We start from the raw sequence: 23,591 nt of genomic DNA, 5'->3' as shown, positions 1-23,591 counted from the left end.
TACTCGGCCGGATCACCGGGGGTAGCAGTGTCGGACTTCCTCCTGTTGCTGCCCAAGCGGAACGCCAAAGATCGGGAAGCATGCCTCTTACCGCAAAAAAAGAATCGTGCTGAATCAATTCATTACATTTGTCTGGCGAAGAAAATCACTGGATTCGGCCGCTTTCCACGACTCGCCAGGAAGAAATGAACCCAGTCTTCTATTCGACACCAACGAGGTGGCGAGAGGAACGACCGCCTGGCACTGCCGGCGGCTACAGCACGACGGCAGACACATGACCCACGCATCACCAAAAGCCTTCAATGACGCAATGCCCGCCTTGGCCGATATGAAGCCTCGGGTACGGGTTGAGGTGGTTGTCGAACTTTCTGGATTGAAGCGTCGGACGATTACCGACCTCGCGTCGAACGACAAGATACCCGGCGCAGTCAAACTCGGCGAGACCTGGACATTCGATCAGGACTTGCTCGCACTCTGGATCACAAAGGGAAACAAATGCCAAGAAACGTCTACACCCCCAGCAACAGCAAGAATTACTACCTGCGCGTCACCATCGACGGGAAAGAACACCGAGAGTCGCTTCGCACAACTTCTAAGCGGGTCGCGGAAAAGAAAGCGCGAGAAAGGATCAAGGAGCTGAAAGGGAAGGCTGAGCGCGGCGAGACCGATTGGCTCTTCCATTCTGGCTTCACAGGTTTCTATGAAAGCCTCGACCACTACGACGAAGACCATGGATGGTCCGCAAACACCCGCAAACGCTATCAGACCAGTTTACGCCAGATTGGAGTGACGCTGATGGAGGTATTTGAAGAGCGCGACGAAAATATCGAGCTGGCCGGGGCGTGGGAAATCGACCTGAAATCGATCTCGGAATTCGTTGCCATGCGCAAGGATGCGGGAGCTTCAATCGCGACGATCAATCGCGACCTCACCGCTTTCAATCATCTCATGAGCCATATCAAGAACCTGGGCTGGGTCGAAATGAATCCAGTTCTGCAATTCGAGAAGAAGGGAATGAAGGAAAGCCTGCCGGACATCGTTCTTCCCACCGATGAGGCTATCCAAAAGCTGGGTCGGCGCGCACCGGGCAACCTCTGCTTTTTCCCGGACTTCCTCGACGCAACCGGGGGCCGTGTTACAGAGATGTCGATGATCAAATGGGCCGACGTGAAAGGCATGGGCCATCCGGTCGAGGGCCATGTCACGCTGACCTTGCGACACACGAAGGGAGGCAAGGTCCGGACGATCACTCTGCGCCAGCAGGCGATCGACATCCTGTTGCAAATTCGTCGCTCCAATCGGTCGCCATATGTCTTCTGGAACAAAACCGAGGATGGCTACTATCGTAGCGCGTCCAACCTATTCTGGGATTATGCGCAGGAGACGGAGTTTGGCGCCCGTCTTCATGATATACGCCACAAGTTCGCGATCGAGCGATTGATGGAGGGCTGGTCGGTCTATCGTGTTCAGCGCTACATCGGCCACGGGTCGGTGAAGACCACCGAGCGCTATTACTTCCGCTACCTCACTCAGGAGCAGCAAGTGATCGCCAATGCCGACGGCAATATCGGTCTCTGACGCAGACTCGCCCCGGCCGATGAAAGCCCCGCCCGAAACGGCGGGGCTTTTGTCGTTTGGGGAAGGGCGCAAAGGGCATCGGCCAAGCGAAATTTGGCAGCGTCACGGCATAGTCGGCGCATGCGGTGCCGCAGAGAGTCGGCATACTATGCCGAGTTTTTCCTTAGCTGCCGGGAGGCCCCCCACGCGGCGTCAGGCGGAAAATATCATTTAATTCAGGGGCTTAGTGGCGGAGAGACAGGGATTCGAACCCTGGGAAGGCTTGCACCCTCAACGGTTTTCGAGACCGCCCCGTTCGACCACTCCGGCACCTCTCCGCGGGGATCTGGAGCCTGCGTTTAGTCGGGAATGTCGGGGCTGGCAAGGCCCGATTTCCCGATTGTGACGTGACCGTGGATTTTGATTGCCCGCGCTGTCAAATCGATTACGCTTTGGCCCATGACAGCCACAACCGCGCCACATCGTTTCGTCACAGGGGTTCTTATCCTGATTGTGGGTCTGATGGCAGGCGCACCAAACGCGGCGCTGGCCGCGACCGACAGGGGGCGGATCCAGGCCTTTCTGGATGTCACCGGCTTTGACGTGGCGCTAGACAGTATTGCGCTGTCCGCCAGCACGGCCCCCGAGATGCTGGGCCTTCAGGCGGATGAATTCGGATCCGAATGGGAAAGAGTGTCGGGCGAGGTGTTTGACACCGGCGTGATGCGGGATCTGGCGCTGGACATCCTGCAAGAGACCTTGACCGAGGAGCTGTTGAACCATGCTGCCGCGTTTTATGCCACCGATCTGGGCCAGCGACTGGTGGTGGCGGAAAACCGGTCGCATATGGTCCAGGACGACGCGGCCAGGCTGGAGCAGGGCAGGCAGATCGTTGCCGGGTTGGTGGCACAGGGAGCCCCCCGGCTGGAGGTGCTCAAACGGATGAACCGGGCGATTGACGCGTCGGGAACAGGGCTGCGTGCGGTGCAGCAGATTCAGATGCGGTTCCTGCTGGCGGCCAGCGCGGCGGGGGTGATCGACCTGCAGATGGATGCAGACGAGTTGAGCGCGCTGTTCAGGTCGCAAGAGGGCGAGCTGCGGCGGGCGCTGCAGCAATCGGCCCTGGCCGGGGCCGCGAGCACCTATCAGGCCTTTTCCGACGCCGATCTGGCGGCCTATGCCGAGGCGCTGGAAGAGCCGGAAATGATGCGGGTTTACGAGCTGTTGAACGCCGTGCAGTACGAGATTACCGCCAACCGGTTCGAGGTTCTGGCCACCCGCATGGCCGGTTTGACACCGGGGCAGGAGCTCTGAACATGGTTCGCCGCGCGGCTCTGGCCGTTTTGGCGGCGTGGATCCTGGCGGTGCCGGGGGTCATGGCGCAAACCCCCGCGGATCGTCTGGCCGTGGTGCTGCGGCTGTCGCACGTCGTGTCGATCATGCAGGCCGAAGGGCTGAGCCACGCACAAACGCTGGATGCCGACATGTTGGACGGGCAGGGCGGTTCGTATTTCGCCGACCGGGTGCGGCAGATCCACGATCCCGCCGAGATGGCGCAAATTGTCCAGAAGACGTTGGCCACAGAGATGAGCGACAGCGATATTGCGGCCAGCATCGCGTTTTTCGACACCGATCTGGGCCAGCGCATCCTGTCGCTTGAAAACGCCGCGCGGGTGGCGCTGGCCGATCCGGCGGTGGAAGACCTTGCCAGTGCCAGCTATGCGGCGCTGAAAGGCACCGACGATCCCCGGCTGGCGCTGGTGTCGCGCTTTGTTGTCGCCAATGACCTGATCGGGCGCAATGTCGCCTCGGCGCTGGACACGAACTATCGGTTCTATCGCGGGCTGTTGGAGGGCACGGATGCGCTTGGCGATTTCGATCCGCTGGCCGAGGCCTGGGCGCAAGAGGCCGACATGCGCGCCGAAACCGAGCGCTGGGTCTATGGGTTCTTGCTGATGGCCTATCAGCCCTTGCAGGCCGGCGAGTTGGAAAGCTATCTGGCCTTCTCGCAATCCGCAGCGGGTCAATCGCTGAACGCCGCCCTGTTTGAGGGCTTTGACCGGATGTTTCGCAGCATATCCTATCGTCTGGGGCTGGCGGTGGCGCGGGCGATGGGGGCCAGCGACATCTGAGCGGGAAACGGGTTGACAGCGGTGCCCGATCCGATCATAAGCGCCCAGCCCGGCCCGAAGTCTCGTGCCGGGTTCTTATATCATATCGCCCGCATGGGCGCGCTGTTCGAGGTGACCCATCGGGTCGAAACACCCGGGTTCGGGGACCACAGAACGCGGCAGACAAAGGAACAGACACATGTTTGCGGTCCTCAAGACCGGTGGCAAGCAGTACAAGGTTCAATCGGGCGATACGCTCCGGGTTGAGAAATTGGCTGCAGACGCTGGCGAAACAGTACAATTCAACGACATTCTGATGCTGGGCGGCGACACGACCGTCGTTGGCGCGCCTCTGATCGCTGGTGCCGGCGTTCAGGCCGAAGTGGTCGACCAGATCAAGGGCGAAAAGCTCATCCACTTTGTCAAGCGTCGCCGGAAGCATTCCAGCCAGCGCACCAAGGGTCACCGCCAGAAGCTGACCTTGATCAAGGTTACCGACATCCTGACCGAAGGTGCCGACAAGACCGGCGTCAAGGCCGCTGTCGGTGCCGGGTCGGTTGGCGCCGTGGCCGTTGCCGCGACCGAAGCCAAGACGCCCGCCAAAAAGGCCGCCGCGCCCAAGGCAGAGGCCCCCGCCGGTGGCGACGATCTGAAAAAGCTGTCCGGCGTTGGCCCGGCGCTTGAGAAAAAGCTGAATGCCGCAGGCGTTACAACATTTGCTCAGGTGGCGGCATGGACGGATGCGGATGTTGCTGCTATTGACGAGCAACTGTCGTTCAAAGGCCGGATCGAGCGCGAAGGCTGGATCGAGCAGGCCAAAGATCTGGCTAAAGGCTAAGGAGAGAAAGCATGGCACATAAGAAAGCAGGCGGTTCCTCCCGTAACGGCCGCGACTCAGCGGGTCGCCGTCTTGGTGTGAAACTGTACGGAGGCCAGAGCGCCATCCCCGGAAACATCATCGTGCGTCAGCGCGGCACCAAGTTCTGGCCGGGAGAGGGCGTTGGCCTGGGCAAGGATCACACGATTTTTGCAACCGCCGAAGGCGCCGTTACCTTCCACAAGGGTCTCAAGGGCCGCACCTTTATTTCGGTTCTGCCAGTGGCGGAGGCCGCAGAGTAAGCCGTACCCGGATGTTCAGACAAAATTGAGGGGGATCGGCGAAAACCGCCGGTCCCCTGTCTCGTTTATGGGTTGTTCCCCTTATGGCTGTCGCCACCGCCAGTTTTATCGTTTTCGCCGCCAGTCAGGTTGGCACGCCGGGTCCGGCAAACATGGCCCTGCTGGCGACCGGTGCGCGCTATGGGTTTCGTGCCGCGCTGCCCTTTGTCGCGGGCGTTGCCCTTGGCAAGCAGCTGGTGATCTGGCCAGTGGGTTTAGGTCTGATGGGGCTGGCGGACAGCGCGCCCTGGATCTTTGAGGGACTCAAGTGGATCTCGGCGGCCTATATCTGCTGGCTGGCCTGGAAGGTTGCCAATATGCGGCTGGGCCAGGCGGACGATCCGTCGCGGGTGCCCGGGTTCTGGGCCGGGCTGATCGTGCACCCCTTGAACCCCAAGGCCTGGGCCATGATCGTGGCCGGGTTCACCAGCTTTGTCGCCATGGGAACGCCCCCGTTGCAGGCAACCACGACAATTGCGGCGGTGTTGCTGGGGTGCCAGTTGATCCTGCATCCGATCTGGTGTTTTGCCGGTGACCGGATTGCCGCCGCAGTTGCAGATACCGCTGCGGAGACCTACCTGATGTGGGGATTGGCGGCTCTGACGGTTTTGTCAGTTTTCTTTGTGATGTTCGGAGGAGGAGCAGAAACATGAAATTGGACCCGATCATCAATCAACCGGTCATCGAGACCGAACGGTTCGACCTGCGCCCGCTGCGGCGTTCGGACAAGGGATTGATCGAGATGTGCGGCGGCGACGAGCGGGTGGCGCGTATGACCACCTCGATTCCGCACCCCTTGCCCCCCGGCACGATCGAGGCGTTCATTGCCCGCGTGACCGATCCGGACCGGGTCGAAGATGCCTGGGCGATGGATGGCACCAAATCCGGCGGCTCCGAAGTGATGGGCGTGATTTCGCTGCTGCGCATGGATCGCAACCAGTCCGAGGTCGGCTATTGGGTCGCGCCGATCTACTGGAACACCGGGCTGGCCTCGGATGCGGTCTGGGCGCTGGTCAATGCCAATCCTCTGGACAACACCACCATGTTCGCCAGCGTGTTTCAGGACAACCCGGCCTCGGCGCGAGTGCTGATCCATTGCGGATTCGAATATCTGGGCGACGCCGAAAGCTTTTCGGTGGCGCGGGATGCCACGGTTCCCACCTGGACCTACAGCCGAAAACTTTGATTGACCCTCTGGGCCTTTGCATTAGGAAACAGCCATGAAATTTCTCGATCTCGCAAAGGTCTATATCCGTTCGGGCGGTGGTGGCGGAGGCTGTGTCAGTTTCCGACGCGAAAAATACATCGAATACGGCGGACCAGACGGTGGCGACGGCGGCAATGGCGGTTCGGTCTGGGCCGAGGCGGTCGAAGGGCTGAACACGCTGATCGATTTTCGCTATCAGCAGCATTTCTTTGCCAAGAGCGGCCAGCCCGGCATGGGCAAGCAACGCACCGGCAAGGATGGCGGCGACATCGTTCTGCGGGTCCCGGTCGGCACCGAGATTCTGGACGAGGATCAGGAAACCGTGGTCGCCGATCTTGCAGAGGTCGGCGAGCGCGTGCAACTGGCCCGTGGCGGCAATGGCGGCTTTGGCAACCTGCATTTCAAATCCTCGACCAACCAGGCACCGCGCCGCGCCAATCCGGGTCAGGAAGGGGTGGAACGCACCCTGTGGCTGCGCCTGAAACTGATTGCCGATGTGGGGTTGCTGGGGCTGCCCAACGCCGGCAAGTCGACATTTCTGGCGGCCACTTCGAATGCGCGGCCCAAGATCGCCGATTACCCGTTCACGACGCTGCACCCCAACCTGGGCGTGGTCGGAGTGGACAATGTCGAATTTGTCATCGCGGATATTCCCGGTCTGATCGCCGGGGCGCACGAGGGGCGCGGCGTCGGGGATCGGTTCCTGGGGCATGTGGAACGCTGCGCGGTGCTGCTGCATCTGGTGGACGGCACATCCGAAACGATTGCCGAGGATTACCGGACCATCATCACCGAACTTGAGGCTTACGGGGGGCACCTGGCCGACAAGCCACGGGTGACGGTGCTGAACAAGATCGATGCGCTGGATGAGGACGAACGCACCGCCGCGCGGGCGGCGCTGGAACGGGCCTGTGGCGGGCCGGTTCAGATGATTTCGGGTGTCAGCCGCGAAGGTCTGACCGAGATCCTGCGCACCCTGCGCAGTTGCATCGACGAAGACCGCCTGCGTCACAAACCCCAGCAAGAGATCGAATCTTGGCGACCCTGACGCAGGCCCGCCGACTGATCGTCAAGATCGGCTCCGCACTTTTGGTGGATCGTCAGACCGGTGCGCTGCGCGAGGATTGGCTGTCTTCGCTGGCCGGCGATGTGGCCTGGCTGCGCGGGCTGGGGACGGATGTGGTTCTGGTGTCGTCCGGCTCCATCGCGCTGGGGCGCGGTGTGCTGGGTCTGCCCGCTGCCGATCTGGCGTTGGAGCAGTCGCAGGCCGCCGCCGCCGTAGGGCAGATCCGGCTGGCGCGCGCCTATGAACAGGCGCTGGCGCCGCATGGGATCACGGCCGCGCAGGTTCTGGTCACGCTGGAAGACAGCGCCAATCGCCGCCGCTATCTCAACTCGCGGGCGACGCTGGAAACGCTGCTGGGTCTGGGCGTGGTGCCGATTGTGAATGAAAACGACACCATCGCCACCGACGAAATCCGCTATGGCGACAACGACCGGCTGGCGGCGCAGGTTGCGGTCACGGTCGGTGCCGATCAGCTGATCCTGCTGTCGGATGTGGACGGGTTCTATTCCGGCAATCCAACCGTGGAGTCGACGGCCAGACGATTTGACGTGATCGACCGCATCACCCCCCAGATCGAGGCGATGGCGGGCGATGCCGGGTCCGGCCTGTCCAAGGGCGGGATGAAAACCAAGCTGATGGCGGCGCGGATGGCGACGGCGGGCGGCTGCGCCATGGCGATCACCCTCGGATCGCCTTTGAACCCGTTGAAACAACTTGAAAATGGTGCAACCGCGACCTGGTTCACCGCCCAGTTGGACCCACAGGCGGCGCGCAAGCGCTGGATCGCGTCGATGAAGCCCCGAGGCGAGGTGATCGTGGATGCCGGTGCGGCGCGGGCCCTGAAGACCGGCAAGAGTCTTTTGCCCGCCGGGGTGACTGCGGTCATGGGGCGGTTCGGGCGCGGCGATGCGGTGGTGATCCTGGGGCCGCAGGATCAGCGTCTGGGGCAGGGGCTGATCCGCTATACGGTGACCGAGGCCGAGACCATCCGCGGCTGCAAGTCGTCCGAAATCGAAACCCGGCTGGGCTATCCCGGCCGGGCCGCCCTGATCCACCGGGACGATATGGCGCTTTAGGGCCTGTTTCTGGTAACATGATGCAAATCCCGCCGGTGCAGATTGTGCCCCGGCTCTCTGCAAGGGACATTGGTATGAAAGACATGGACAACATCCCCGCCTTGATGGCCGAAATCGGTCAACGCGCCAGGGCGGCCAGCCAACAGCTGGCCTCGGCCAGCGCCGCGCGCAAACACGCCGCATTGATCGCCGCCGCCGAGGCGGTCTGGGCCGCGCGGAGCGAAATTTTGCAGGCCAACGCAAAAGACCTGGAATTCGGGCGCGACAAGGGGCTGAGCGCGGCCATGATGGACCGTCTGATGCTGGATGAACTCCGCATTCAAGGCATTGTGGACGGGCTGCGCGCGGTGGCGGAACAGGCCGATCCGGTGGGCGAGGTTCTGGCGGAATGGGACATGCCGTCGGGGCTGCACATCCGGCGGGTGCGTACGCCGCTGGGGGTGATCGGAGTGATCTATGAAAGCCGTCCCAATGTCACCGCCGACGCCGGAGCGCTGTGCCTGAAATCGGGCAATGCGGTGATCCTGCGCGGTGGCTCGGAAAGCTATCACTCCTCGGCTGCCATTCACGCCTGTCTGGTGCAGGGGCTGCGCGCGGCGGGATTGCCCGAGGATGCGGTGCAACTGGTCCCAACGCGAGACCGCGCCGCCGTGTCCGCGCTGTTGACCATGACCGACACCGTGGACGTGATCGTGCCGCGGGGCGGCAAGGGGTTGGTCGGCTTGGTTCAGCGCGAGGCGCGGGTGCCGGTCTTTGCCCATCTCGAAGGCATCGTGCATATCTATCTGGACAAGGATGCAGATCCGCAAAAAGCGATCGATGTGGTGCTGAACGCCAAGACCCGGCGCACCGGGATCTGCGGTGCCGCGGAATGCCTGCTGGTGCATCAGGACATCGCCGAGAGCCTGGGGCGCGACGTGGTTGCCGCGCTGCTGGCCGCCGGGGTCGAGGTGCGCGCCGAAGGGACATTGGCGGTGGACGGAACCGTCCCCGCCGCCGCCGAGGATTGGGGCAGGGAATATCTGGATGCCATCATCGCCGCCAAACCGGTAGCGGATATCGACGCCGCAATTGGCCATATCCGGAAATTTGGCTCCAGCCATACCGATTGCATCATCACCGAGACCCCCGCCGCCGCCGAGAGGTTCTTTCAACAGCTCGATAGCGCCATCCTGATGCATAATGCATCGACGCAATTCGCCGACGGCGGCGAATTCGGCATGGGGGCGGAAATCGGGATCGCCACCGGCAAGATGCACGCGCGCGGCCCGGTCGGGGCGGCGCAGCTGACCAGCTTCAAATATCTGGTGCAGGGCGATGGCGCGGTGCGTGGCTAAGGCGGGGAACGTATGTCCGGTTCAACGCATGAGGCGTTAGAACCGGATTGTGATCTGACCGTGTTGCCGGGCCACCGACACCTTGCGTCCCAGGTCCTGCGCCACGGTCGGCAGCAGCGCGAATTGCACCTGCGCAGGCGTGATTTCGGTCAGCGTATCCGGGTTCGACAGACCGTCGAACAGGGCTTCGTCCACTGCCAGCTTGTCGGCCTGACCGGTGATGGTCCACACGTCGTCTTCGGCCATGATCCGCACCAACCCGCCATAGGGCATGGCGGTTTCACAGCATTGCAGCGCCAGAAAGGCCAGCCGGACCAGGTTGCGCGGCTGCGAGTCCAGCGGAGCCCATTGTACGGTCTGACGCCCGCCCCGGCCCAGATCCTCGAGCACCGACACCACTTCAGAGCGCCCCAAAAGCTGCTCACCCGCGCCGCCATAGGCAATGCGGAAAAACCGGATCCGCGCGCCTGCGTTGCCGACGCTGTCTGCAATCAGGTCCAGTTCCGGACCTTGCACGCTGCCCGCCAGATCCAGCAGTTCCAGCCCATTGGTGATGGCACCGATCGGGCTGATCAGGTCATGGCAGATTCTGGACCCTATCAAGGCCGCCAGATTGATATTACTCTGTCCCAATACGTTCCTCCGATACGGGCCCAAGAATGACAGACCTGAACGCCATATTGGCACCCGGCATGCTGGTGCGCCATCCGCAATTTGCCGAGTGGGGAATCGGACAGGTACAGTCCAATGTCGGCGGCAAGATCACCGTGAATTTTCGCGAGCAGGGAAAAGTTGTCATTGATGGCGCCCGGATAGCTTTGGTTCCGGTCTTTGATCCCTGAAACTGGTTTACGAAGCGTTAATGACCGGTTAATGCCAGCGCGTTTGCGCCGCGCGTTGCCTTGCCGTCGGGATCCGGCTACACCGTGCCGCCAACCCACCGACCTACTTTCGACGGAATGCCAATGCCAGAAATCGCGGCCGAATTCGACGTCAGGCTTGCCGAAACCCAGGCCGAGTTGCAGGCCGCGCAGGCGCTGCGCTACGAGGTGTTCGTGCGCGAACTGGGCGGCGACGGTGCGCTGGTGGATCATCAGCTGGGGCTGGAGCGGGACCGGTTCGATCCCTATTTCGACCATCTGCTGGTGTCGCATGTCCCGACCCAAACCGTGGTCGGAGTCTATCGGCTGCTGCGCGGCGATCAGGCCGAACGGGCCGGGCAGTTCTATTCCGAGGACGAATATGACCTGACCGCGCTGAAATCCGGCGGTCGTCCCCTGCTCGAACTGGGGCGGTCCTGTCTGCACCCTGATTTTCGCGGCGGCACGGCGATGTATCATCTGTGGAACGGGCTGGCGCGGTATGTGCAGGAGCATGGAATCCAGATCCTGTTCGGCGTGGCCAGCTTTCACGGTACCGACATTGCGCCGCTGGCCCAATCTTTGTCGATGCTGCACCACGCGCATCTGGCGCCGCCGGATCTGCGGGTGCGGGCGCATCCGGCGCATTTCCAGGCTATGGATCTGGTGCCGCCTGAACGGCTGGACCGGCTGAGCGCCATGCGGGCGACCCCGGCCCTGATCAAGGCTTACCTGCGGCTGGGCGGGTTCGTTGGCGAAGGGGCTTATGTGGATCATGCGTTCAACACCACGGATATCTGTCTGGTGCTGGACATCGCCCGCATGAACGCGCGGCAAAAACGGCTCTATTCCGGGCAACCGGGTGCATGAGCGCGACCTGGGACAGCAACCTGCCGCCGGATGATCCATATGTGATCGGGGTGTGGGGTTGGGTGCGGGCGGCCCTGCGCGGCCTGATCCTGGGCCTGCTGGTCTTTGGTGGCCTGGTTTTGCTGCTGGTGGTGCGGTTGGTGGAACGCCCACTGTTTGGACTGCGCCGCCCGATCACACCTTTTATCACGCAATTTGTCTGTCGCAGCGCGTTTTGCATTCTGGGCATGGGATTTCGCAGCTCCGGCACCCTGATGCGGCAGCCGGGGGCCGTGGTCGCCAACCATGCATCGTGGCTGGATATTTTTGCCCTGAACGCCCGCAAGCGGGTCTATTTCGTGTCCAAATCCGAAGTCGCGGGCTGGCCCGGTATCGGCTGGCTGGCGCGGGCCACCGGCACCCTGTTCATCGAGCGCAACCCGGCCCGTGCCCGCGAGCAGACCGAGCTGTTCGAACGCCGTCTTCTGGCGGGGCACAAGCTGTTGTTCTTCCCCGAGGGGACATCAACGGATGGAATGCGTGTTTTACCTTTTAAATCAACTCTTTTCGCGGCATTTTTCACTAAGGATCTGCGCGACATCCTGTCCGTGCAGCCGGTCAGCGTGATCTATCATGCCCCGGTGGGACACTCGGCCCGGTTCTATGGCTGGTGGGGCGATATGGAGTTTGGCACGCATCTTATCAAGACCCTGGCGGTGCACCGTCCGGGGACGGTCGAGCTGATTTATCACCCGCCGGTTCGGGTCGCCGATTTCCCCAACCGCAAGGTTTTGGCGGCCCACTGCGAGACCGTGGTGCGTCAGGGACACGCCGCCGCCCTGGCCCGCCCCTGACGGATCCGCCGTTCGTCGGCGTCAAACAGGATTTCGCGGCTCTGGTCCCAATCGACGCCGCAATGCTCGCCGCTGTGCGGGCAGGGCAGCGCGCCGTCCTGGCGCACGGTGAATGCCGCCCCCGATGGCAGGCTGAGATGCACCAACGTTTCCGCGCCCAGGGCTTCGGAGAAGGTGACAATGCCCTGGGTCTGGCCCTCGCCACTGTGCACCAGGCGCGTGTGTTCCGGGCGCACACCAACGGTGCTGGCCCCGTCGCGGGGCGCATTCAGCGCCGCGGGCGGCAGGAAATTGGTGGCGGGCGAGCCGATGAAACCGGCGACGAAACTGGTGGCCGGGTTGGCGTAGACATCCAGCGGCGCGCCGATCTGATCTGCCACGCCGCCATGCATCACCACCATTCGGTCCGCCAGCGTCATCGCCTCGACCTGATCATGAGTGACATAGAGCGAGGTGATGCCAAGTTCCTTTTGCAATGCCTTGATTTCAAGCCGCATTTGTACGCGCAGCTTGGCATCCAGATTGGACAGCGGCTCGTCGAACAGGAACACCGCAGGCTTGCGCACAATCGCCCGCCCCATGGCGACGCGCTGGCGCTGACCGCCGGAGAGTTCGCGCGGCTTGCGTTGCAGATAGGGTTCCAGTTGCAGCATCTTGGCTGCGGTGGCGACCCGCGCGGCGATCTCTTCCTTGGGCGTTTTGGCGATCTTCAGCCCATAGGAAATGTTGTCGTACACCGACATATGCGGATAGAGCGCATAGTTCTGAAACACCATCGCGATGTCGCGATCCATCGGTTCGAGATCGTTGACCGGCTTGCCATCGATCGAAATCTCGCCGCCGCTGACGGTTTCGAGCCCCGCCACCATGCGCAACAGGGTGGATTTGCCACAGCCGGACGGTCCGACGATGACGATGAACTCGCCATCTGCCACGTCCAGATCGACGCCATGGATCACGTCGGTCGAGCCGAACCGCTTTTTGACGTTTCTCAGTTTCAAAGTTGCCATTGCTTATTTCTCGCTGTCCACGAGCCCGCGGATAAACAGGTTCTGCATTGAAATCACCACCACGATGGGCGGCACCATGGCCAGGATCGAGGTCGCCATGATCACCGGCCAGTCGGCGACATCGTCGCCGGACGGAAACATCTGCTTGATTCCCATGACGATGGTATTCATCTGCGGATCGGTGGTGATCAGCAGGGGCCACAGGTACTGGTTCCAGCCATAGATGAACAGGATCACAAACAGTGCCGCGATATTGGTGCGGCTCATCGGCAGCAGGATATCGAGGAAAAACCGCATCGGACGCGCGCCATCGACACGCGCGGCCTCGGCCAGCTCGTCCGGGACGGTCATGAAAAACTGCCGGAACAGAAATGTCGCGGTGGCGGACGCGATCAGCGGAAAGATCAGACCCGAATAGCTGTTGAGCATGCCGAACCCGGCGACGACCTCATAGGTGGGCACGATGCGTACCTCGACCGGCAGCATCAGGGTCAGGAAGATCAACCAAAAGAACAGCCGCCGCCCCGGAAACCGGAAATAGACGATGGCAAAGGCCGACAGCAGCGAAATCGCGATCTTGCCCAATGCAATCCCCAGCGCCATCACCAGAGAATTGCCCAGCATCCGCGCCACCGGCGCATTGATGCCCGACACCAGCGCTGAGCGGTAGTTTTCGAAGAAATGCCCGCCCGGCCACAGCGGCATCGGCGGTTTTACGATTTCGGGCTGGGTCACGGTCGAGGCGACAAAGGCCAGCCAGATCGGGAAAAAGATGATCAGCACGCCGACGATCAGCCCGAGATGGGTAAACCAGTGGCCCGCACCGCGTTTTTCAACCATGCCGCTGCGCTCTGCCATCAGTAATGCACCCTGCGTTCGATGAATTTGAACTGGATGACGGTCAGGATGCCGACGACGACCAGCAGGATCACCGATTGCGCCGCCGACCCGCCCAGATCCTGGCCGACGAACCCGTCCTTGTAGACCTTGTAGACCAGAATTGTGGTCGCCTGTTGCGGTCCGCCGCTGGTGATGGTGTGGATTACCCCGAAGGTTTCAAAAAACGCATAGACGATGTTGACCACCAACAGGAAAAACGTCGTCGGCGACAGCAGCGGAAAGACGATGGTGCGGAACCGGGTCCAGAAATGCGCCCCGTCAATGGCGGCGGCTTCGATCACCGAACGCGGAATGGCCTGCAATCCGGCCAGAAAGAACAGGAAATTGTAACTGACCCGCCCCCAGCTTGAGGCGGCAACCACCAGCCCCATGGCCTCGGCATCGTTCAGAACGTGGTTCCAGTCATAGCCCAGCAGCCCCAGATACCACGACACCACGCCGACGCGGGTGTTGAACATGAACAGCCACAGCACCCCGGCCACCGCCGGAGCCACCGCATAGGGCCAGATCAGCAGGGTACGATAGGTGCCCGATCCTTTGATCAGCCGGTCCGCCAGCAGCGCCAGATACAGCGCCATGCCCATCGACACCACGGTAACCAGGCCGGAAAACACCGCCGTGGTCACAAAGGACGCGCGGTAATAGGGATCATTCAGCAGGTATTGGAAATTGCCCAGCCCGACGAATTGCGATTTCAACCCAAAGGGATCGGGAATGAACAATGATTGCCACACCGCCTGACCGGCGGGGTAGAAAAAGAACACGGCGGTGACGACGATCTGCGGCAACAGCAGCAGCACCGGCAACAACCAGCCTTTGAAGGTGACGCGCTTTTCCAAATCAAGGGCGGGCAGGGGCCGAAATGACCCCCGCCCGGATCTTTACTGGTTGGCTTGCTGGAAGCGGCGCAGCAACTGGTTGCCACGCGCGACCGCGCTGTCCAGGGCGGTTTGCGCATCCTTGTCGCCGACCCAGACCGCTTCCAGTTCCTCGTCGATGATGCCGCGGATCTGATCGAAACCGCCCAGCCGCAGGCCCTTGGAATTGGCGGTCGGCTGGTTGGCGGTCATCTGGATCACGGCGATATCCGTGCCCGGATTGGCGTCATAGAACCCCTGTTCGCGGGTCAGATCGCCCGCCGCAACGGTGACCGGCAAATAGCCGGTGTCCTGATGCCACTTGGCCTGAACCTCGGGCGAGGACAGATAGGTCAGGAACTGCGCCACGCCTTCGTATTCGGCGGCGTCATGCCCTTCCATCACCCACAGCGACGCGCCACCGATGATGGTATTCTGCGGGGCACCGTCGATGCCGTCCCAATAGGGCAGCGGGCGGACCTCGAAATCGAACGCGGCTTCGGATTTGATCCCGGCATAGCCGGCCGAGGATTCGGTGAACAGCGCACATTCCCCGGCGCGGAAATTCGCACCGCCTTCGTTGCGCCGCCCGTTATAGATGAACTTGCCATCCTTGGCCCATTGGCCCATCGCCTCGATATGGGCGACCTGCACCGGGCCGTTCAGCGCCAGCTCGGTGTCCAGACCGGCAAACCCGTTTTCCTGGGTGGCGAAGGGCACGTTGTGATAGGCTGACAGGTTTTCCAGATGGATCCAGCTTTGCCACGCGGTGGTCAGCGGACAGGTGCTGCCGCCAGCCTTGAGCCCGTCCAGCGCCTCGCCCACCTGCTGCCAGGTCGACAGATCCATATCCGGGTCCAGCCCGGCGGCGGTGAACGCATCACGGTTGACCCACAGCACCGGCGTGGACGAATTGAACGGCATCGACAGCATCTGGCCATCGGTGGTGGTGTAATAACCTTTGACCGCGCCGATATAGGCGTCCGGATCCCAATCGGCACCGGATTCCGCCATCAGCGTATAGACCGGTTTGGTCGCGCCCTGTGCGGCCATCATGGTGGCGGTGCCGACCTCGAACACCTGCAACAGATGCGGCTGTTCGCCGGCCCGGAACGCCGCGATGCCCGCATTCAGCGTTTCCGAATAGTTGCCCTTGTGGGATGGCACGACGACAAAATCGCTCTGAGAGTCATTGAACCCGTTGGCGATTTCGTCGACCAGTTCGCCCAAGCGGCCCGAATGGGCGTGCCACCATTGAATTTCGCTTTGCGCATACGCGCCGGTGGCCAGGGCGGCCGTGGACGCCATTGCGCCCAAGAAGGTTTTGATCTGCATGGTATTTCCCCCGGTTTGATAGTGAGCCGTCGATGGCAACAGCCTAGCCACTTGTATGATTCCCACAACAGTTTTACGACACGCCCCCCATGACGTGCGGGCAGGCGGGCGGGTGCCAAAGATATGGCACTGGCGTGCTTTACCGCTTGCGGCATGTCCCGGCCTGCCGTATACGCGCGCCATTCAACCCGCAGGCGGGGTTGGGCCGATGGGGGAGACATCCCCATAGGTCCGCCGGTTGGCGCACATGCGTCGAGACCCCCGCCGAGGATAAAACCGGAAAGGAAAGAAGGCATGGCTCTTCCCGAGTTCTCCATGCGCCAGCTGCTCGAAGCAGGCGTACACTTTGGTCACCAGACACAGCGCTGGAACCCCCGCATGGGCCCGTTCATCTACGGCGCGCGCAACGGCATTCACATCATGGACCTGACACAGACCGTCCCGATGCTGGACCAGGCGTTGCAGGCCATCCGCGACACCGTCGCCAAGGGCGGCCGGATCCTGTTCGTCGGCACCAAGCGTCAGGCCAGCCAGCCGATCGCCGAAGCCGCCGAGAAATCGGCACAGTATTTCATGAACCACCGTTGGCTGGGCGGCACGCTGACCAACTGGCAAACCGTGTCCAAATCGATCCAGCGCCTCAAGCAGATCGACGAACTGATGGAAAGCGGTGCCGAAGGCCTGACCAAGAAAGAGCGTCTTGGCATGGAACGTGACCAGTACAAGCTGGAAGCGTCCCTGGGCGGTATCCGTGAAATGGGCGGCACGCCGGACCTGCTGTTCGTCATCGACGTCAAGAAAGAGGCCCTGGCCATCGCCGAAGCCAACAAGCTGCGTATCCCGGTTGTCGCCGTGGTGGATACCAACTGTTCGCCCGATGGTGTCGATTACATCATTCCCGGCAACGATGACGCGGCCCGCGCGATCAGCCTGTATTGCGATCTGGCGTCGCGCGCGGCGCTGGACGGCATGTCCGCGCAGCTGGGCGCAGCCGGTGTCGATCTGGGTGCCATGGAAGAAGCGCCAATGGAAGAAGCCGTTGCCGAAAGCACCGGCGTCGAAGTTGGTGACGCCTCCAGCGAAACGGTTTCCAACGACGCGATGGCCAAAGACGCACCGATGGATATCGAATCCACTGCCAAGACCCTGGAAAAAGCAGCCAAGGGCTGATCAGCCCGCGCTGCCGCCTTTCTGGCAGCGCGTCACAGGTCTGATACGCAGCGCGGGTTATGCCCGCGCTGCAACCGTTGAATTTCCCTGAACAGGAGAGCCAAAAATGGCAATCACAGCATCGATGGTGAAAGAACTGCGCGACAGCACCGGCGCAGGCATGATGGACGCCAAGAAAGCACTGACCGAAACCGATGGCGACATGGAAGCCGCCGTTGACTGGCTGCGCACCAAGGGTCTGGCCAAAGCGGCCAAGAAATCCGGTCGTATCGCGGCCGAAGGGCTGGTCGCCGTGGTCGTAGATGGCGGCAAGGGCGTTGCCGTCGAGGTCAATTCGGAAACCGATTTTGTCGGCAAGAACGCCGAATTCCAGGAAATGGTCAGCGGCATCGCCCGCGCGGCCCTGGGTGTGGGCGATGTCGAAGCGCTGAAGGCGGCCGACATGGGCGGCAAATCGGTGGCCGACGTGATCACCGACAAGATCGCCACCATCGGCGAAAATATGTCCGTGCGTCGCATGACGTCGATCACTGGCGATCAGGTCGTGTCCTATGTTCACAATGCCGCTGCACCCGGCATGGGCAAGATCGGCGTTCTGGTCGCCATGACCGGCGGTGACGAGGCATTCGGCAAACAGGTTGCGATGCATATCGCCGCCGTTAACCCGGCCTCTCTGTCCGAGGCCGATCTCGATCCGGCCGTGGTCGAAAAGGAAAAGACCGTTCAGATGGACATTGCCCGCGAAAGCGGCAAGCCCGAAGCGGTGATCGAAAAAATGATCGTGGGCCGGATGAAGAAATTCATGGCCGAAGTCACGCTGCTGAACCAGCCGTTCGTCGTTAACCCCGATCTGACCGTTGGTGCCGCAGCCACAGAGGCTGGCGCGACCGTGACCGGTTTCGTTCGTCTTGAAGTTGGCGAAGGCATCGAGAAAAAGGTCGAGGACTTTGCCGCCGAGGTGGCAAAGGCCGCTCAGGGCTGACGCCGGCCCGATCTGCGTTTTCATCGGGGCACGTTCCGGCGTGCCCCGATGTGCTTTGTCGGGGGTGCCCGATACGTGGGCAAAATGCGGAACCCAAAAAGATGCGGAGCCACGCATAATGCGCGGCTCCGACTTTTTTGAAGGCCCCAGTTCAATGGGGATGGACGGGACCGTTCAGTTGTTCCAACCCAGACGCGGATCAATACACGCCTGGGCCGGACAGGTCAGAGAGCCTTGTAATACCAAGGTTCATTTCCCGATGTTCCCAGGCCAAAGCCACCACTCACGGAACAAACACACCTTGCTACGTAAAGAGCACATTTAAAAGTAGTGTATTCCTTACCTAAGGTAACCGGGCCTTGGCCAAATCAACAAGTAATTGATTGCAAATGAAATTCACGTTTCCATAACAAACATCTGATTTAATAGGCCCGCCTTGAGTACAGCCTGCGCGGTCGTTTCCACCGAGAGTGACTCGCGCGCAAGGCGAAGATGCTTCTCGACCGTGGCCGCTGTCAGCCCCATGAGAATCGCTATGTCCTGGGTGGTTTTTCCATCGCCGACCCATTCCAGCGCCTCGCGCTGACGTTTGGTCAATCCGCGGTTGGGCGGGCTGTAGGGCAGGGTGAGGATACGCAGATGGGCGACATTGTTCATCAAATGGATATCTTCGCCATGCTCGGCCCAGATCTGGTCCACCTCGTCCTGAAGCATCCCCGCTCGGGCCGCCAGCGATATCGCCCCTTTTGAACGTGGCGAGACCGATTTGAAACTGATGGTATATCCGGCGGTGACTTGCATCTTCAGATTGAATTCCACAACCTTGATCTGTTCTGTGGTCAAACTGCCGAGATCGAAATTCTGATAGGTCTTGCGCCAGCTCCCGGCGCCTTCATTTTCCAGCGCCCATCGCAGCATCGGAGCATGGAAATAAAGCCCGTTTTGAACAAATCCCTTAACATATTCGGGACTATGATTGCTGAGAATGGTGAAATCGTCCGGATCTCCCAATGACGTTCGGGTGCGGTATCGGGTAAATCCATATATCAGCCGGTCAAATCCATAACTTGCCATTTGTTTGGTATGGAGCGGCCACAATTCTTCCAGACTTTGGGTATTGGTGACGAAATGCAGGTATTCCCGCAGAGACATTGCACTCATGTCACCTCCAAATGCGCCTTGAGAGCATCCAGCGCCAGAATATATCCCTGAGCGCCAAAACCGCAAATCTGTCCCAATGCCACTTTCGCCAAATAGGATCGGTGTCGGAATTCCTCGCGGGCGTGGATGTTGGACAGATGCACCTCGACCAGGGGCAGCTCAACCGATGACACGGCGTCCATCAGCGCGATTGATGTATGGGTATAGGCCCCGGCGTTGATCACCAGCCCGTCCTGCGACCTCTTGGCGGCGTGGACCGCGTCGATCATCGCGCCTTCGTGGTTGGATTGCAGACAGCTTACAGCCAGTCCGATGGCTTTGCCATGGGCTCGACAGGCGTCTTCGATCATCGCCAGGGTCGTGGCACCGTAAACCTCGGGCTGGCGGCTGCCCAAAAGGTTCAGATTGGGGCCGTTCATGATCAGAATCCGGTTCATTGCGTCAAATCCCATTGTGCTCGACGGTCATAGCCATGTTAAACCTGACCTGTCCAGTTCGCCAAGCACGCAGGCTGTCTGCAACCACAGGGTGACGCAAGGAAATTCTTCCGGTTCAGGGGTCGCCGAACACCGCCAACCCCAACCATTGACCCACCAGAGCCGGGGTCTCCTGCCCCTCGATTTCAATGGTCAGAGTGTATTCGCGCAGCAACTTGGTGTTGTTTCGCTTTTTGACCCTGGCGAGAACAAACCGCCCCCGCACCCGCGATCCGGCACGGACCGGCGACAGGAACCGCAGCTTGTCAAAGCCATAATTGATGCCCATCACCTGCCCGGGCAGCATCGGGAAACAATCATAGGCAAAGCGGCTGGCCAGCGACAGGGTCAGAAACCCATGTGCGATTGTCCCCCCGAACGGGGTTTGCGCGGCGGCCCGATCCGGATCGACGTGAATCCACTGGTCGTCATGGGTCACCCGGGCAAAGGCGTCTATCATGGTCTGGTCCACCGTGATCCAGTTCGATACGCCCACTTCGGTCCCGACCTGCTGTTGCGCCAGATCCAGCGCGTCATCGATTTCGGCCATTGTCATTTCTCCTTGCCTGCGGTCACGAATATCACGGATCCGGGCCAACCCTCACCATGCGCTTGCCCTTGTTTTCTCCGGCCAACAGGCCGATCAGCGCTCCGGGCGCATTCTCCAGCCCGTCGACGATGTCCTCAAATACCTTGATCCGACCTGCCTGTACCCAAGTCTGCAGCGCCCGCAGCGCGGTGGCATCCCGGTCGGCGAAATCCATCACGATGAACCCCTCCATCCGCAGCCGCTTGACCACCAGCAAACCCGGCAGGTTGCGCGGCCCGGTGGCATCGGCGGTGTCGTACTGGCTGATAGCGCCGCAACACACCACCCGCCCCCGCTCGTTCATCAGGAACAGCGCGGTTTCCAGGATCTGGCCGCCGACATTGTCGAAATAGACATCCACCCCGTCGGGGCAGGCGGCGCGCAGAGCCTTGAACATGCCCGGATCGCGATAATCCACACAGGCGTCAAAACCCAGCGTCTCGACCACCCATCCGCATTTTTCGGCCCCGCCCGCAATGCCGACCACGCGACAGCCAAGCGCCTTGGCGATCTGTCCGACGAACTGACCCACCGATCCGGCCGCCGCCGAGACCAGCACCGTTTCCCCGGCAATCGGATGGCCGATGCCGACCAGCCCGTGAAACGCGGTCTTGCCCGCGATGCCGTAAACGGACATCAGATTGGACACCGGGCGGATCCCCGGCAATTTCTGCACCTTGCGCGCATCACAAGCCGTGTAATCGGCCCAGACCGTTTCGGCGGCCACCAGATCGCCCTTTTTCAAACGCGGGCTGTTGCTGTGCATCACCTCGCAGATCGCATATGTGGGCATCGCATCTCCGGCCTTGACCGCATCGCGATAGGTCGCGCCTTTCATCCAGCTGCGGTTGGCCGCATCGATCGACATCAGGATCGTGCGCAGCAGCACCTCGCCCTCGCCGGGCGTGGGCATTTCGATCTCTTGCAGCACGAAATGGTTTGCTGTCAGCGCGCCGGTTGGCAGTTCGGCCACGGTGATCTGTCGGTTCGTCATACGGATCGCTCCTTGTTTTAGGGTCCTATGGGGGCGGACGGTCGGATCGGCGCCCGCGCGGTCCAGGTCGGGGTGGGCAATTACACGGTCGTGCCGAGTGGTCCCGGCATATTGTCATCCCTGCGCCTTTCCCGATAGGACACCGGGAAAAGCCAAGGATCAGGAGCACGGCAATGCCCAGGGAATACCACCAGACCAGCTACAGCCCGCCTGCGGGGGCTGCGGATCTTTTGCTGATCCGGCATGGCCGCACGGAACCCGCGCGCCCTGGCGTGTCCTTTGCAATGAAAAACGGCCATGGCGATCCGGCCCTGCATCCCGAAGGCGAACTGCAGGCGCAGGCCGTGGCCGCGCGGCTGAAGGGCGAGCCGTTGGTGGCGATCTATGTGACCATGCTGCGCCGCACGCATCAGACCGCTGCGCCGCTGGCGGCGCATCTGGGCCTGACGCCCCGGATCGATCCCGACCTGCACGAGGTGCATCTGGGCGACTGGGACGGCGGCCTGTACCGCATCAAGGCGGCCGACAACGCGCCCGAGTTCCAGCGCGCCTTTGAACGCCAGGAATGGGGCGAGATTCCTGGGGCCGAAACCACCGCCGCCCTGCAGGCCCGCGTGCGCACCGGACTGTTGCGCATTGCCGCCGCGCACCCGGATCAGCGCGTCGCCGTGGTGGTGCATGGCGGTGTGGTGGGCGCGGCCCTGGCCATCGCCAGCGGGTCGCAGCCCTTTGCCTTTAACGGGGCCGCCAACGGCTCGATCAGCCGCATCGTGGTTCAGGCCGGGCGAATGAGCGTGCGGGGGTTCAACGACTGTGCGCATCTGGGCTGACGCTCAATCCATGGTCAGGACAACCTTGCCCATCACCTTGCGGTCCTGCATCAGGGTCAGCGCCTCGGCGGCCTGCTTTAGCGGATAGCGTGCGCTGATCCGGGGCGTGATCTTGCCCTGGCCGTACATCTGGAACAGTTCCTTGATATTCTGCATATGCCCCTTGGGGTCGCGCAGGGTGGACGCGCCCCAGAACACACCGACAATCTGGCTGCCCTTGAGAAGAGTCAGGTTCAGCGGAATCTTCGGGATGCCCGCCGGAAAGCCGACCACCAGGAACCGCCCCTCCCAGGCCAGCGCCCGGATCGCAGGCTCGGCATAGTCTCCGCCGACCGCATCATAGACCACATCGACCCCATCGGCACCGGCCAGCGTCTTGATCTCACCCGACAGCGCCTTTTGCGCGTCGCGGTCCAGCGTACGCGGATAGACCAGCGTTTCATCCGCGCCGATCTGGCGGCAGAACGCCGCCTTTTCGTCGCTGGACACCGCCGCGATCACCTTGGCACCCGCCGCTTTGCCCAATTCGATCGCCGCCGCGCCAACGCCGCCCGCCGCGCCCAGAATCAACAGCGACTCGCCCGGCTGGATCCGGGCGCGATCTTTCAGCGCGTGATGCGACGTGCCGTAGGTGAATATGAAACAGGCCGCATCCTCATAGGGCATACCGTCCGGAATCGGGATGGCGCGCGCCGCGTCGATGGTCAGATGTGTGCTGAACCCGCCGGATCCGGACAGGGCCAGCACCCGATCGCCCACGGCAAAGCCCTGGACACCCTCGCCGATCGCGGCCACATCGCCGGCGATTTCGCCCCCCGGCGCAAAGGGGCGTGGTGGCTTCATCTGATACAGGTCGCGGATTATCAGCGTATCGGGAAAATTCACCCCTGCGGCCCGCACCCGGATCAGCAATTCGCCCTTCTTCGGCTCTGGATCGGGCAGGTCGGTCAATTCCAACGTCTCTGGCCCACCCGGGGCGGTACTCAGCATGGCCTTCATGACGTGTCTCCCAGATCTCGTGTGTCACCCTGCGGGCTGGGGGCAGACTGTCGGGCCGCAAATGTGTGTTGTCAATCCAAATTCGAAATGCAATTCTGCACAGCGATACGAAGGCCTGCTGGGTTTCACCAATAAACCCATCCGTGCCGTCACCAAAGGGTCGGACGACGCGGGCCATCACGCAAAAACGCCGCGCGGCCGCGCGGCTCTGAG

General features: G+C 61.8%; 26 protein-coding genes and 1 tRNA gene. 16 read left to right on the top strand and 11 right to left on the bottom strand.

The window, feature by feature from the left end:
- Positions 1–495: 495 nt before the first annotated feature.
- Positions 496–1,578 (top strand): tyrosine-type recombinase/integrase, encoded by a 1,083-nt coding sequence (locus NANH_RS0105130; protein WP_027261066.1) that lies wholly within the window; start codon positions 496–498, stop codon positions 1,576–1,578.
- Positions 1,579–1,805: 227 nt separating this feature from the next.
- On the opposite strand, the gene NANH_RS0105125 is transcribed toward NANH_RS0105130, so the two are convergent.
- Positions 1,806–1,895: transfer RNA gene (locus NANH_RS0105125), tRNA-Ser, on the bottom strand.
- A gap of 121 nt (positions 1,896–2,016) precedes the next feature.
- Between NANH_RS0105125 and NANH_RS0105115 the strand changes: the two genes are divergently transcribed.
- The 9 genes from NANH_RS0105115 (at position 2,017) to NANH_RS0105075 (ending at position 9,512) form a co-directional block, all read left to right on the top strand.
- Complete coding sequence (locus NANH_RS0105115) at positions 2,017–2,871, top strand: DUF2059 domain-containing protein (RefSeq protein WP_036049454.1); 855 nt, start codon at positions 2,017–2,019, stop codon at positions 2,869–2,871.
- A 2-nt stretch (positions 2,872–2,873) separates the two neighbouring features.
- On the top strand, positions 2,874–3,689 hold the full coding sequence (locus tag NANH_RS0105110) for a DUF2059 domain-containing protein (RefSeq protein WP_051372245.1): 816 nt from the start codon (positions 2,874–2,876) through the stop codon (positions 3,687–3,689).
- Positions 3,690–3,867: 178 nt separating this feature from the next.
- Positions 3,868–4,506, top strand: coding sequence for a 50S ribosomal protein L21 (locus tag NANH_RS0105105; protein WP_027261063.1), 639 nt, complete (start codon positions 3,868–3,870; stop codon positions 4,504–4,506).
- 11 nt (positions 4,507–4,517) lie between these two features.
- Positions 4,518–4,787 (top strand): 50S ribosomal protein L27, encoded by a 270-nt coding sequence (gene rpmA, locus NANH_RS0105100; protein ID WP_027261062.1) that lies wholly within the window; start codon positions 4,518–4,520, stop codon positions 4,785–4,787.
- 83 nt (positions 4,788–4,870) lie between these two features.
- Positions 4,871–5,479 (top strand): LysE family translocator, encoded by a 609-nt coding sequence (locus NANH_RS0105095; RefSeq protein WP_027261061.1) that lies wholly within the window; start codon positions 4,871–4,873, stop codon positions 5,477–5,479.
- Positions 5,476–6,012: a GNAT family N-acetyltransferase gene (locus NANH_RS0105090; RefSeq protein WP_027261060.1), complete on the top strand. Its 537-nt coding sequence runs from the start codon at positions 5,476–5,478 to the stop codon at positions 6,010–6,012. Before NANH_RS0105095 ends, NANH_RS0105090 begins: the two co-directional genes overlap by 4 nt.
- Positions 6,013–6,046: 34 nt before the next feature.
- Positions 6,047–7,081 carry a GTPase ObgE gene (obgE, locus tag NANH_RS0105085; RefSeq protein WP_027261059.1) on the top strand — a complete coding sequence of 345 codons (1,035 nt, stop codon included), beginning with the start codon at positions 6,047–6,049 and terminating at the stop codon, positions 7,079–7,081.
- The gene (gene proB / locus NANH_RS0105080) at positions 7,069–8,175 is read left to right on the top strand and encodes a glutamate 5-kinase (protein WP_027261058.1); all 1,107 of its coding nucleotides are present in this window, start codon (positions 7,069–7,071) and stop codon (positions 8,173–8,175) included. Before obgE ends, proB begins: the two co-directional genes overlap by 13 nt.
- Before the next feature lie 74 nt (positions 8,176–8,249).
- Entirely contained in the window at positions 8,250–9,512 is a 1,263-nt protein-coding gene (locus NANH_RS0105075) for a glutamate-5-semialdehyde dehydrogenase (RefSeq protein WP_027261057.1), read from the top strand.
- A 36-nt stretch (positions 9,513–9,548) separates the two neighbouring features.
- On the opposite strand, the gene NANH_RS0105070 is transcribed toward NANH_RS0105075, so the two are convergent.
- Positions 9,549–10,145, bottom strand: a complete 597-nt coding sequence (locus tag NANH_RS0105070) for a histidine phosphotransferase family protein (RefSeq protein ID WP_027261056.1) — start codon at positions 10,143–10,145, stop codon at positions 9,549–9,551.
- A 26-nt stretch (positions 10,146–10,171) separates the two neighbouring features.
- On the opposite strand from NANH_RS0105070, the gene NANH_RS0105065 reads away from it, so the two are divergent.
- The 3 genes from NANH_RS0105065 to NANH_RS0105055 all read left to right on the top strand — a co-directional run bounded on the left by NANH_RS0105065 (position 10,172) and on the right by NANH_RS0105055 (position 12,075).
- The gene (locus tag NANH_RS0105065) at positions 10,172–10,354 is read left to right on the top strand and encodes a DUF3553 domain-containing protein (protein WP_027261055.1); all 183 of its coding nucleotides are present in this window, start codon (positions 10,172–10,174) and stop codon (positions 10,352–10,354) included.
- Between the two features lie 123 nt (positions 10,355–10,477).
- Complete coding sequence (locus NANH_RS0105060) at positions 10,478–11,242, top strand: GNAT family N-acetyltransferase (protein ID WP_027261054.1); 765 nt, start codon at positions 10,478–10,480, stop codon at positions 11,240–11,242.
- Positions 11,239–12,075 carry a lysophospholipid acyltransferase family protein gene (locus NANH_RS0105055; protein WP_027261053.1) on the top strand — a complete coding sequence of 279 codons (837 nt, stop codon included), beginning with the start codon at positions 11,239–11,241 and terminating at the stop codon, positions 12,073–12,075. Before NANH_RS0105060 ends, NANH_RS0105055 begins: the two co-directional genes overlap by 4 nt.
- Here the strand turns inward: NANH_RS0105055 and NANH_RS0105050 are convergent.
- The 4 genes from NANH_RS0105050 to ugpB are packed head-to-tail and all read right to left on the bottom strand — an operon-like array spanning position 12,042 to position 16,177.
- Positions 12,042–13,085 (bottom strand): ABC transporter ATP-binding protein, encoded by a 1,044-nt coding sequence (locus tag NANH_RS0105050; RefSeq protein ID WP_027261052.1) that lies wholly within the window; start codon positions 13,083–13,085, stop codon positions 12,042–12,044. The genes NANH_RS0105055 and NANH_RS0105050 overlap by 34 nt on opposite strands.
- A gap of 3 nt (positions 13,086–13,088) precedes the next feature.
- Positions 13,089–13,925, bottom strand: a complete 837-nt coding sequence (ugpE, locus tag NANH_RS0105045; protein ID WP_027261051.1) for a sn-glycerol-3-phosphate ABC transporter permease UgpE — start codon at positions 13,923–13,925, stop codon at positions 13,089–13,091.
- Between the two features lie 17 nt (positions 13,926–13,942).
- Entirely contained in the window at positions 13,943–14,824 is an 882-nt protein-coding gene (ugpA, locus tag NANH_RS0105040) for a sn-glycerol-3-phosphate ABC transporter permease UgpA (protein ID WP_027261050.1), read from the bottom strand.
- A 42-nt stretch (positions 14,825–14,866) separates the two neighbouring features.
- Positions 14,867–16,177 carry a sn-glycerol-3-phosphate ABC transporter substrate-binding protein UgpB gene (gene ugpB / locus NANH_RS0105035; RefSeq protein WP_036049449.1) on the bottom strand — a complete coding sequence of 437 codons (1,311 nt, stop codon included), beginning with the start codon at positions 16,175–16,177 and terminating at the stop codon, positions 14,867–14,869.
- 294 nt (positions 16,178–16,471) lie between these two features.
- Between ugpB and rpsB the strand changes: the two genes are divergently transcribed.
- Complete coding sequence (gene rpsB, locus NANH_RS0105030) at positions 16,472–17,347, top strand: 30S ribosomal protein S2 (protein ID WP_027261048.1); 876 nt, start codon at positions 16,472–16,474, stop codon at positions 17,345–17,347.
- A 106-nt stretch (positions 17,348–17,453) separates the two neighbouring features.
- Positions 17,454–18,329 carry a translation elongation factor Ts gene (gene tsf, locus NANH_RS0105025; RefSeq protein ID WP_027261047.1) on the top strand — a complete coding sequence of 292 codons (876 nt, stop codon included), beginning with the start codon at positions 17,454–17,456 and terminating at the stop codon, positions 18,327–18,329.
- Positions 18,330–18,725: 396 nt separating this feature from the next.
- On the opposite strand, the gene NANH_RS0105020 is transcribed toward tsf, so the two are convergent.
- From NANH_RS0105020 to NANH_RS0105005, 4 genes are all read right to left on the bottom strand, one after another.
- Positions 18,726–19,481, bottom strand: a complete 756-nt coding sequence (locus tag NANH_RS0105020; RefSeq protein ID WP_027261046.1) for a LuxR family transcriptional regulator — start codon at positions 19,479–19,481, stop codon at positions 18,726–18,728.
- A gap of 5 nt (positions 19,482–19,486) precedes the next feature.
- The gene (gene aroQ / locus NANH_RS0105015; RefSeq protein WP_027261045.1) at positions 19,487–19,927 is read right to left on the bottom strand and encodes a type II 3-dehydroquinate dehydratase; all 441 of its coding nucleotides are present in this window, start codon (positions 19,925–19,927) and stop codon (positions 19,487–19,489) included.
- Between the two features lie 115 nt (positions 19,928–20,042).
- Positions 20,043–20,516 carry a MaoC family dehydratase gene (locus NANH_RS0105010; RefSeq protein WP_027261044.1) on the bottom strand — a complete coding sequence of 158 codons (474 nt, stop codon included), beginning with the start codon at positions 20,514–20,516 and terminating at the stop codon, positions 20,043–20,045.
- A 31-nt stretch (positions 20,517–20,547) separates the two neighbouring features.
- Positions 20,548–21,549, bottom strand: a complete 1,002-nt coding sequence (locus NANH_RS0105005; RefSeq protein WP_027261043.1) for an NADP-dependent oxidoreductase — start codon at positions 21,547–21,549, stop codon at positions 20,548–20,550.
- Positions 21,550–21,722: 173 nt separating this feature from the next.
- Here NANH_RS0105005 and NANH_RS0105000 point away from each other — a divergent pair, with 173 nt between their 5' ends.
- Complete coding sequence (locus NANH_RS0105000) at positions 21,723–22,379, top strand: histidine phosphatase family protein (RefSeq protein ID WP_027261042.1); 657 nt, start codon at positions 21,723–21,725, stop codon at positions 22,377–22,379.
- A gap of 3 nt (positions 22,380–22,382) precedes the next feature.
- Here NANH_RS0105000 and NANH_RS0104995 read toward each other — a convergent pair whose 3' ends face one another.
- Positions 22,383–23,378, bottom strand: coding sequence for an NADPH:quinone oxidoreductase family protein (locus tag NANH_RS0104995; protein ID WP_027261041.1), 996 nt, complete (start codon positions 23,376–23,378; stop codon positions 22,383–22,385).
- Positions 23,379–23,591 lie beyond the last annotated feature (213 nt).

The organism is Sedimentitalea nanhaiensis DSM 24252, assembly GCF_000473225.1.
GTDB lineage: Bacteria > Pseudomonadota > Alphaproteobacteria > Rhodobacterales > Rhodobacteraceae > Sedimentitalea > Sedimentitalea nanhaiensis.
The sequence above is the reverse complement of the archived record's forward strand: the minus strand, read 5'-3'. Positions and strand labels throughout refer to the sequence as shown.

Excerpts from the sequence above, each read along its gene's own strand:
- ugpB (WP_036049449.1), bottom strand. The coding sequence starts at position 16,177 with ATGCAGATCAAAACCTTCTTGGGCGCAATGGCGTCCACGGCCGCCCTG.
- NANH_RS0105055 (WP_027261053.1), top strand. The coding sequence starts at position 11,239 with ATGAGCGCGACCTGGGACAGCAACCTGCCGCCGGATGATCCATATGTG.
- NANH_RS0105110 (WP_051372245.1), top strand. The coding sequence starts at position 2,874 with ATGGTTCGCCGCGCGGCTCTGGCCGTTTTGGCGGCGTGGATCCTGGCG.
- NANH_RS0105020 (WP_027261046.1), bottom strand. The coding sequence starts at position 19,481 with ATGTCTCTGCGGGAATACCTGCATTTCGTCACCAATACCCAAAGTCTG.
- obgE (WP_027261059.1), top strand. The coding sequence starts at position 6,047 with ATGAAATTTCTCGATCTCGCAAAGGTCTATATCCGTTCGGGCGGTGGT.
- NANH_RS0105075 (WP_027261057.1), top strand. The coding sequence starts at position 8,250 with ATGAAAGACATGGACAACATCCCCGCCTTGATGGCCGAAATCGGTCAA.
- NANH_RS0105090 (WP_027261060.1), top strand. The coding sequence starts at position 5,476 with ATGAAATTGGACCCGATCATCAATCAACCGGTCATCGAGACCGAACGG.
- rpmA (WP_027261062.1), top strand. The coding sequence starts at position 4,518 with ATGGCACATAAGAAAGCAGGCGGTTCCTCCCGTAACGGCCGCGACTCA.
- NANH_RS0105005 (WP_027261043.1), bottom strand. The coding sequence starts at position 21,549 with ATGACGAACCGACAGATCACCGTGGCCGAACTGCCAACCGGCGCGCTG.
- NANH_RS0105010 (WP_027261044.1), bottom strand. The coding sequence starts at position 20,516 with ATGGCCGAAATCGATGACGCGCTGGATCTGGCGCAACAGCAGGTCGGG.
- tsf (WP_027261047.1), top strand. The coding sequence starts at position 17,454 with ATGGCAATCACAGCATCGATGGTGAAAGAACTGCGCGACAGCACCGGC.
- NANH_RS0105050 (WP_027261052.1), bottom strand. The coding sequence starts at position 13,085 with ATGGCAACTTTGAAACTGAGAAACGTCAAAAAGCGGTTCGGCTCGACC.
- NANH_RS0105000 (WP_027261042.1), top strand. The coding sequence starts at position 21,723 with ATGCCCAGGGAATACCACCAGACCAGCTACAGCCCGCCTGCGGGGGCT.
- aroQ (WP_027261045.1), bottom strand. The coding sequence starts at position 19,927 with ATGAACCGGATTCTGATCATGAACGGCCCCAATCTGAACCTTTTGGGC.
- NANH_RS0105115 (WP_036049454.1), top strand. The coding sequence starts at position 2,017 with ATGACAGCCACAACCGCGCCACATCGTTTCGTCACAGGGGTTCTTATC.
- NANH_RS0104995 (WP_027261041.1), bottom strand. The coding sequence starts at position 23,378 with ATGAAGGCCATGCTGAGTACCGCCCCGGGTGGGCCAGAGACGTTGGAA.
- NANH_RS0105060 (WP_027261054.1), top strand. The coding sequence starts at position 10,478 with ATGCCAGAAATCGCGGCCGAATTCGACGTCAGGCTTGCCGAAACCCAG.
- NANH_RS0105095 (WP_027261061.1), top strand. The coding sequence starts at position 4,871 with ATGGCTGTCGCCACCGCCAGTTTTATCGTTTTCGCCGCCAGTCAGGTT.
- NANH_RS0105065 (WP_027261055.1), top strand. The coding sequence starts at position 10,172 with ATGACAGACCTGAACGCCATATTGGCACCCGGCATGCTGGTGCGCCAT.
- ugpE (WP_027261051.1), bottom strand. The coding sequence starts at position 13,925 with ATGGTTGAAAAACGCGGTGCGGGCCACTGGTTTACCCATCTCGGGCTG.
- NANH_RS0105105 (WP_027261063.1), top strand. The coding sequence starts at position 3,868 with ATGTTTGCGGTCCTCAAGACCGGTGGCAAGCAGTACAAGGTTCAATCG.
- rpsB (WP_027261048.1), top strand. The coding sequence starts at position 16,472 with ATGGCTCTTCCCGAGTTCTCCATGCGCCAGCTGCTCGAAGCAGGCGTA.
- NANH_RS0105130 (WP_027261066.1), top strand. The coding sequence starts at position 496 with ATGCCAAGAAACGTCTACACCCCCAGCAACAGCAAGAATTACTACCTG.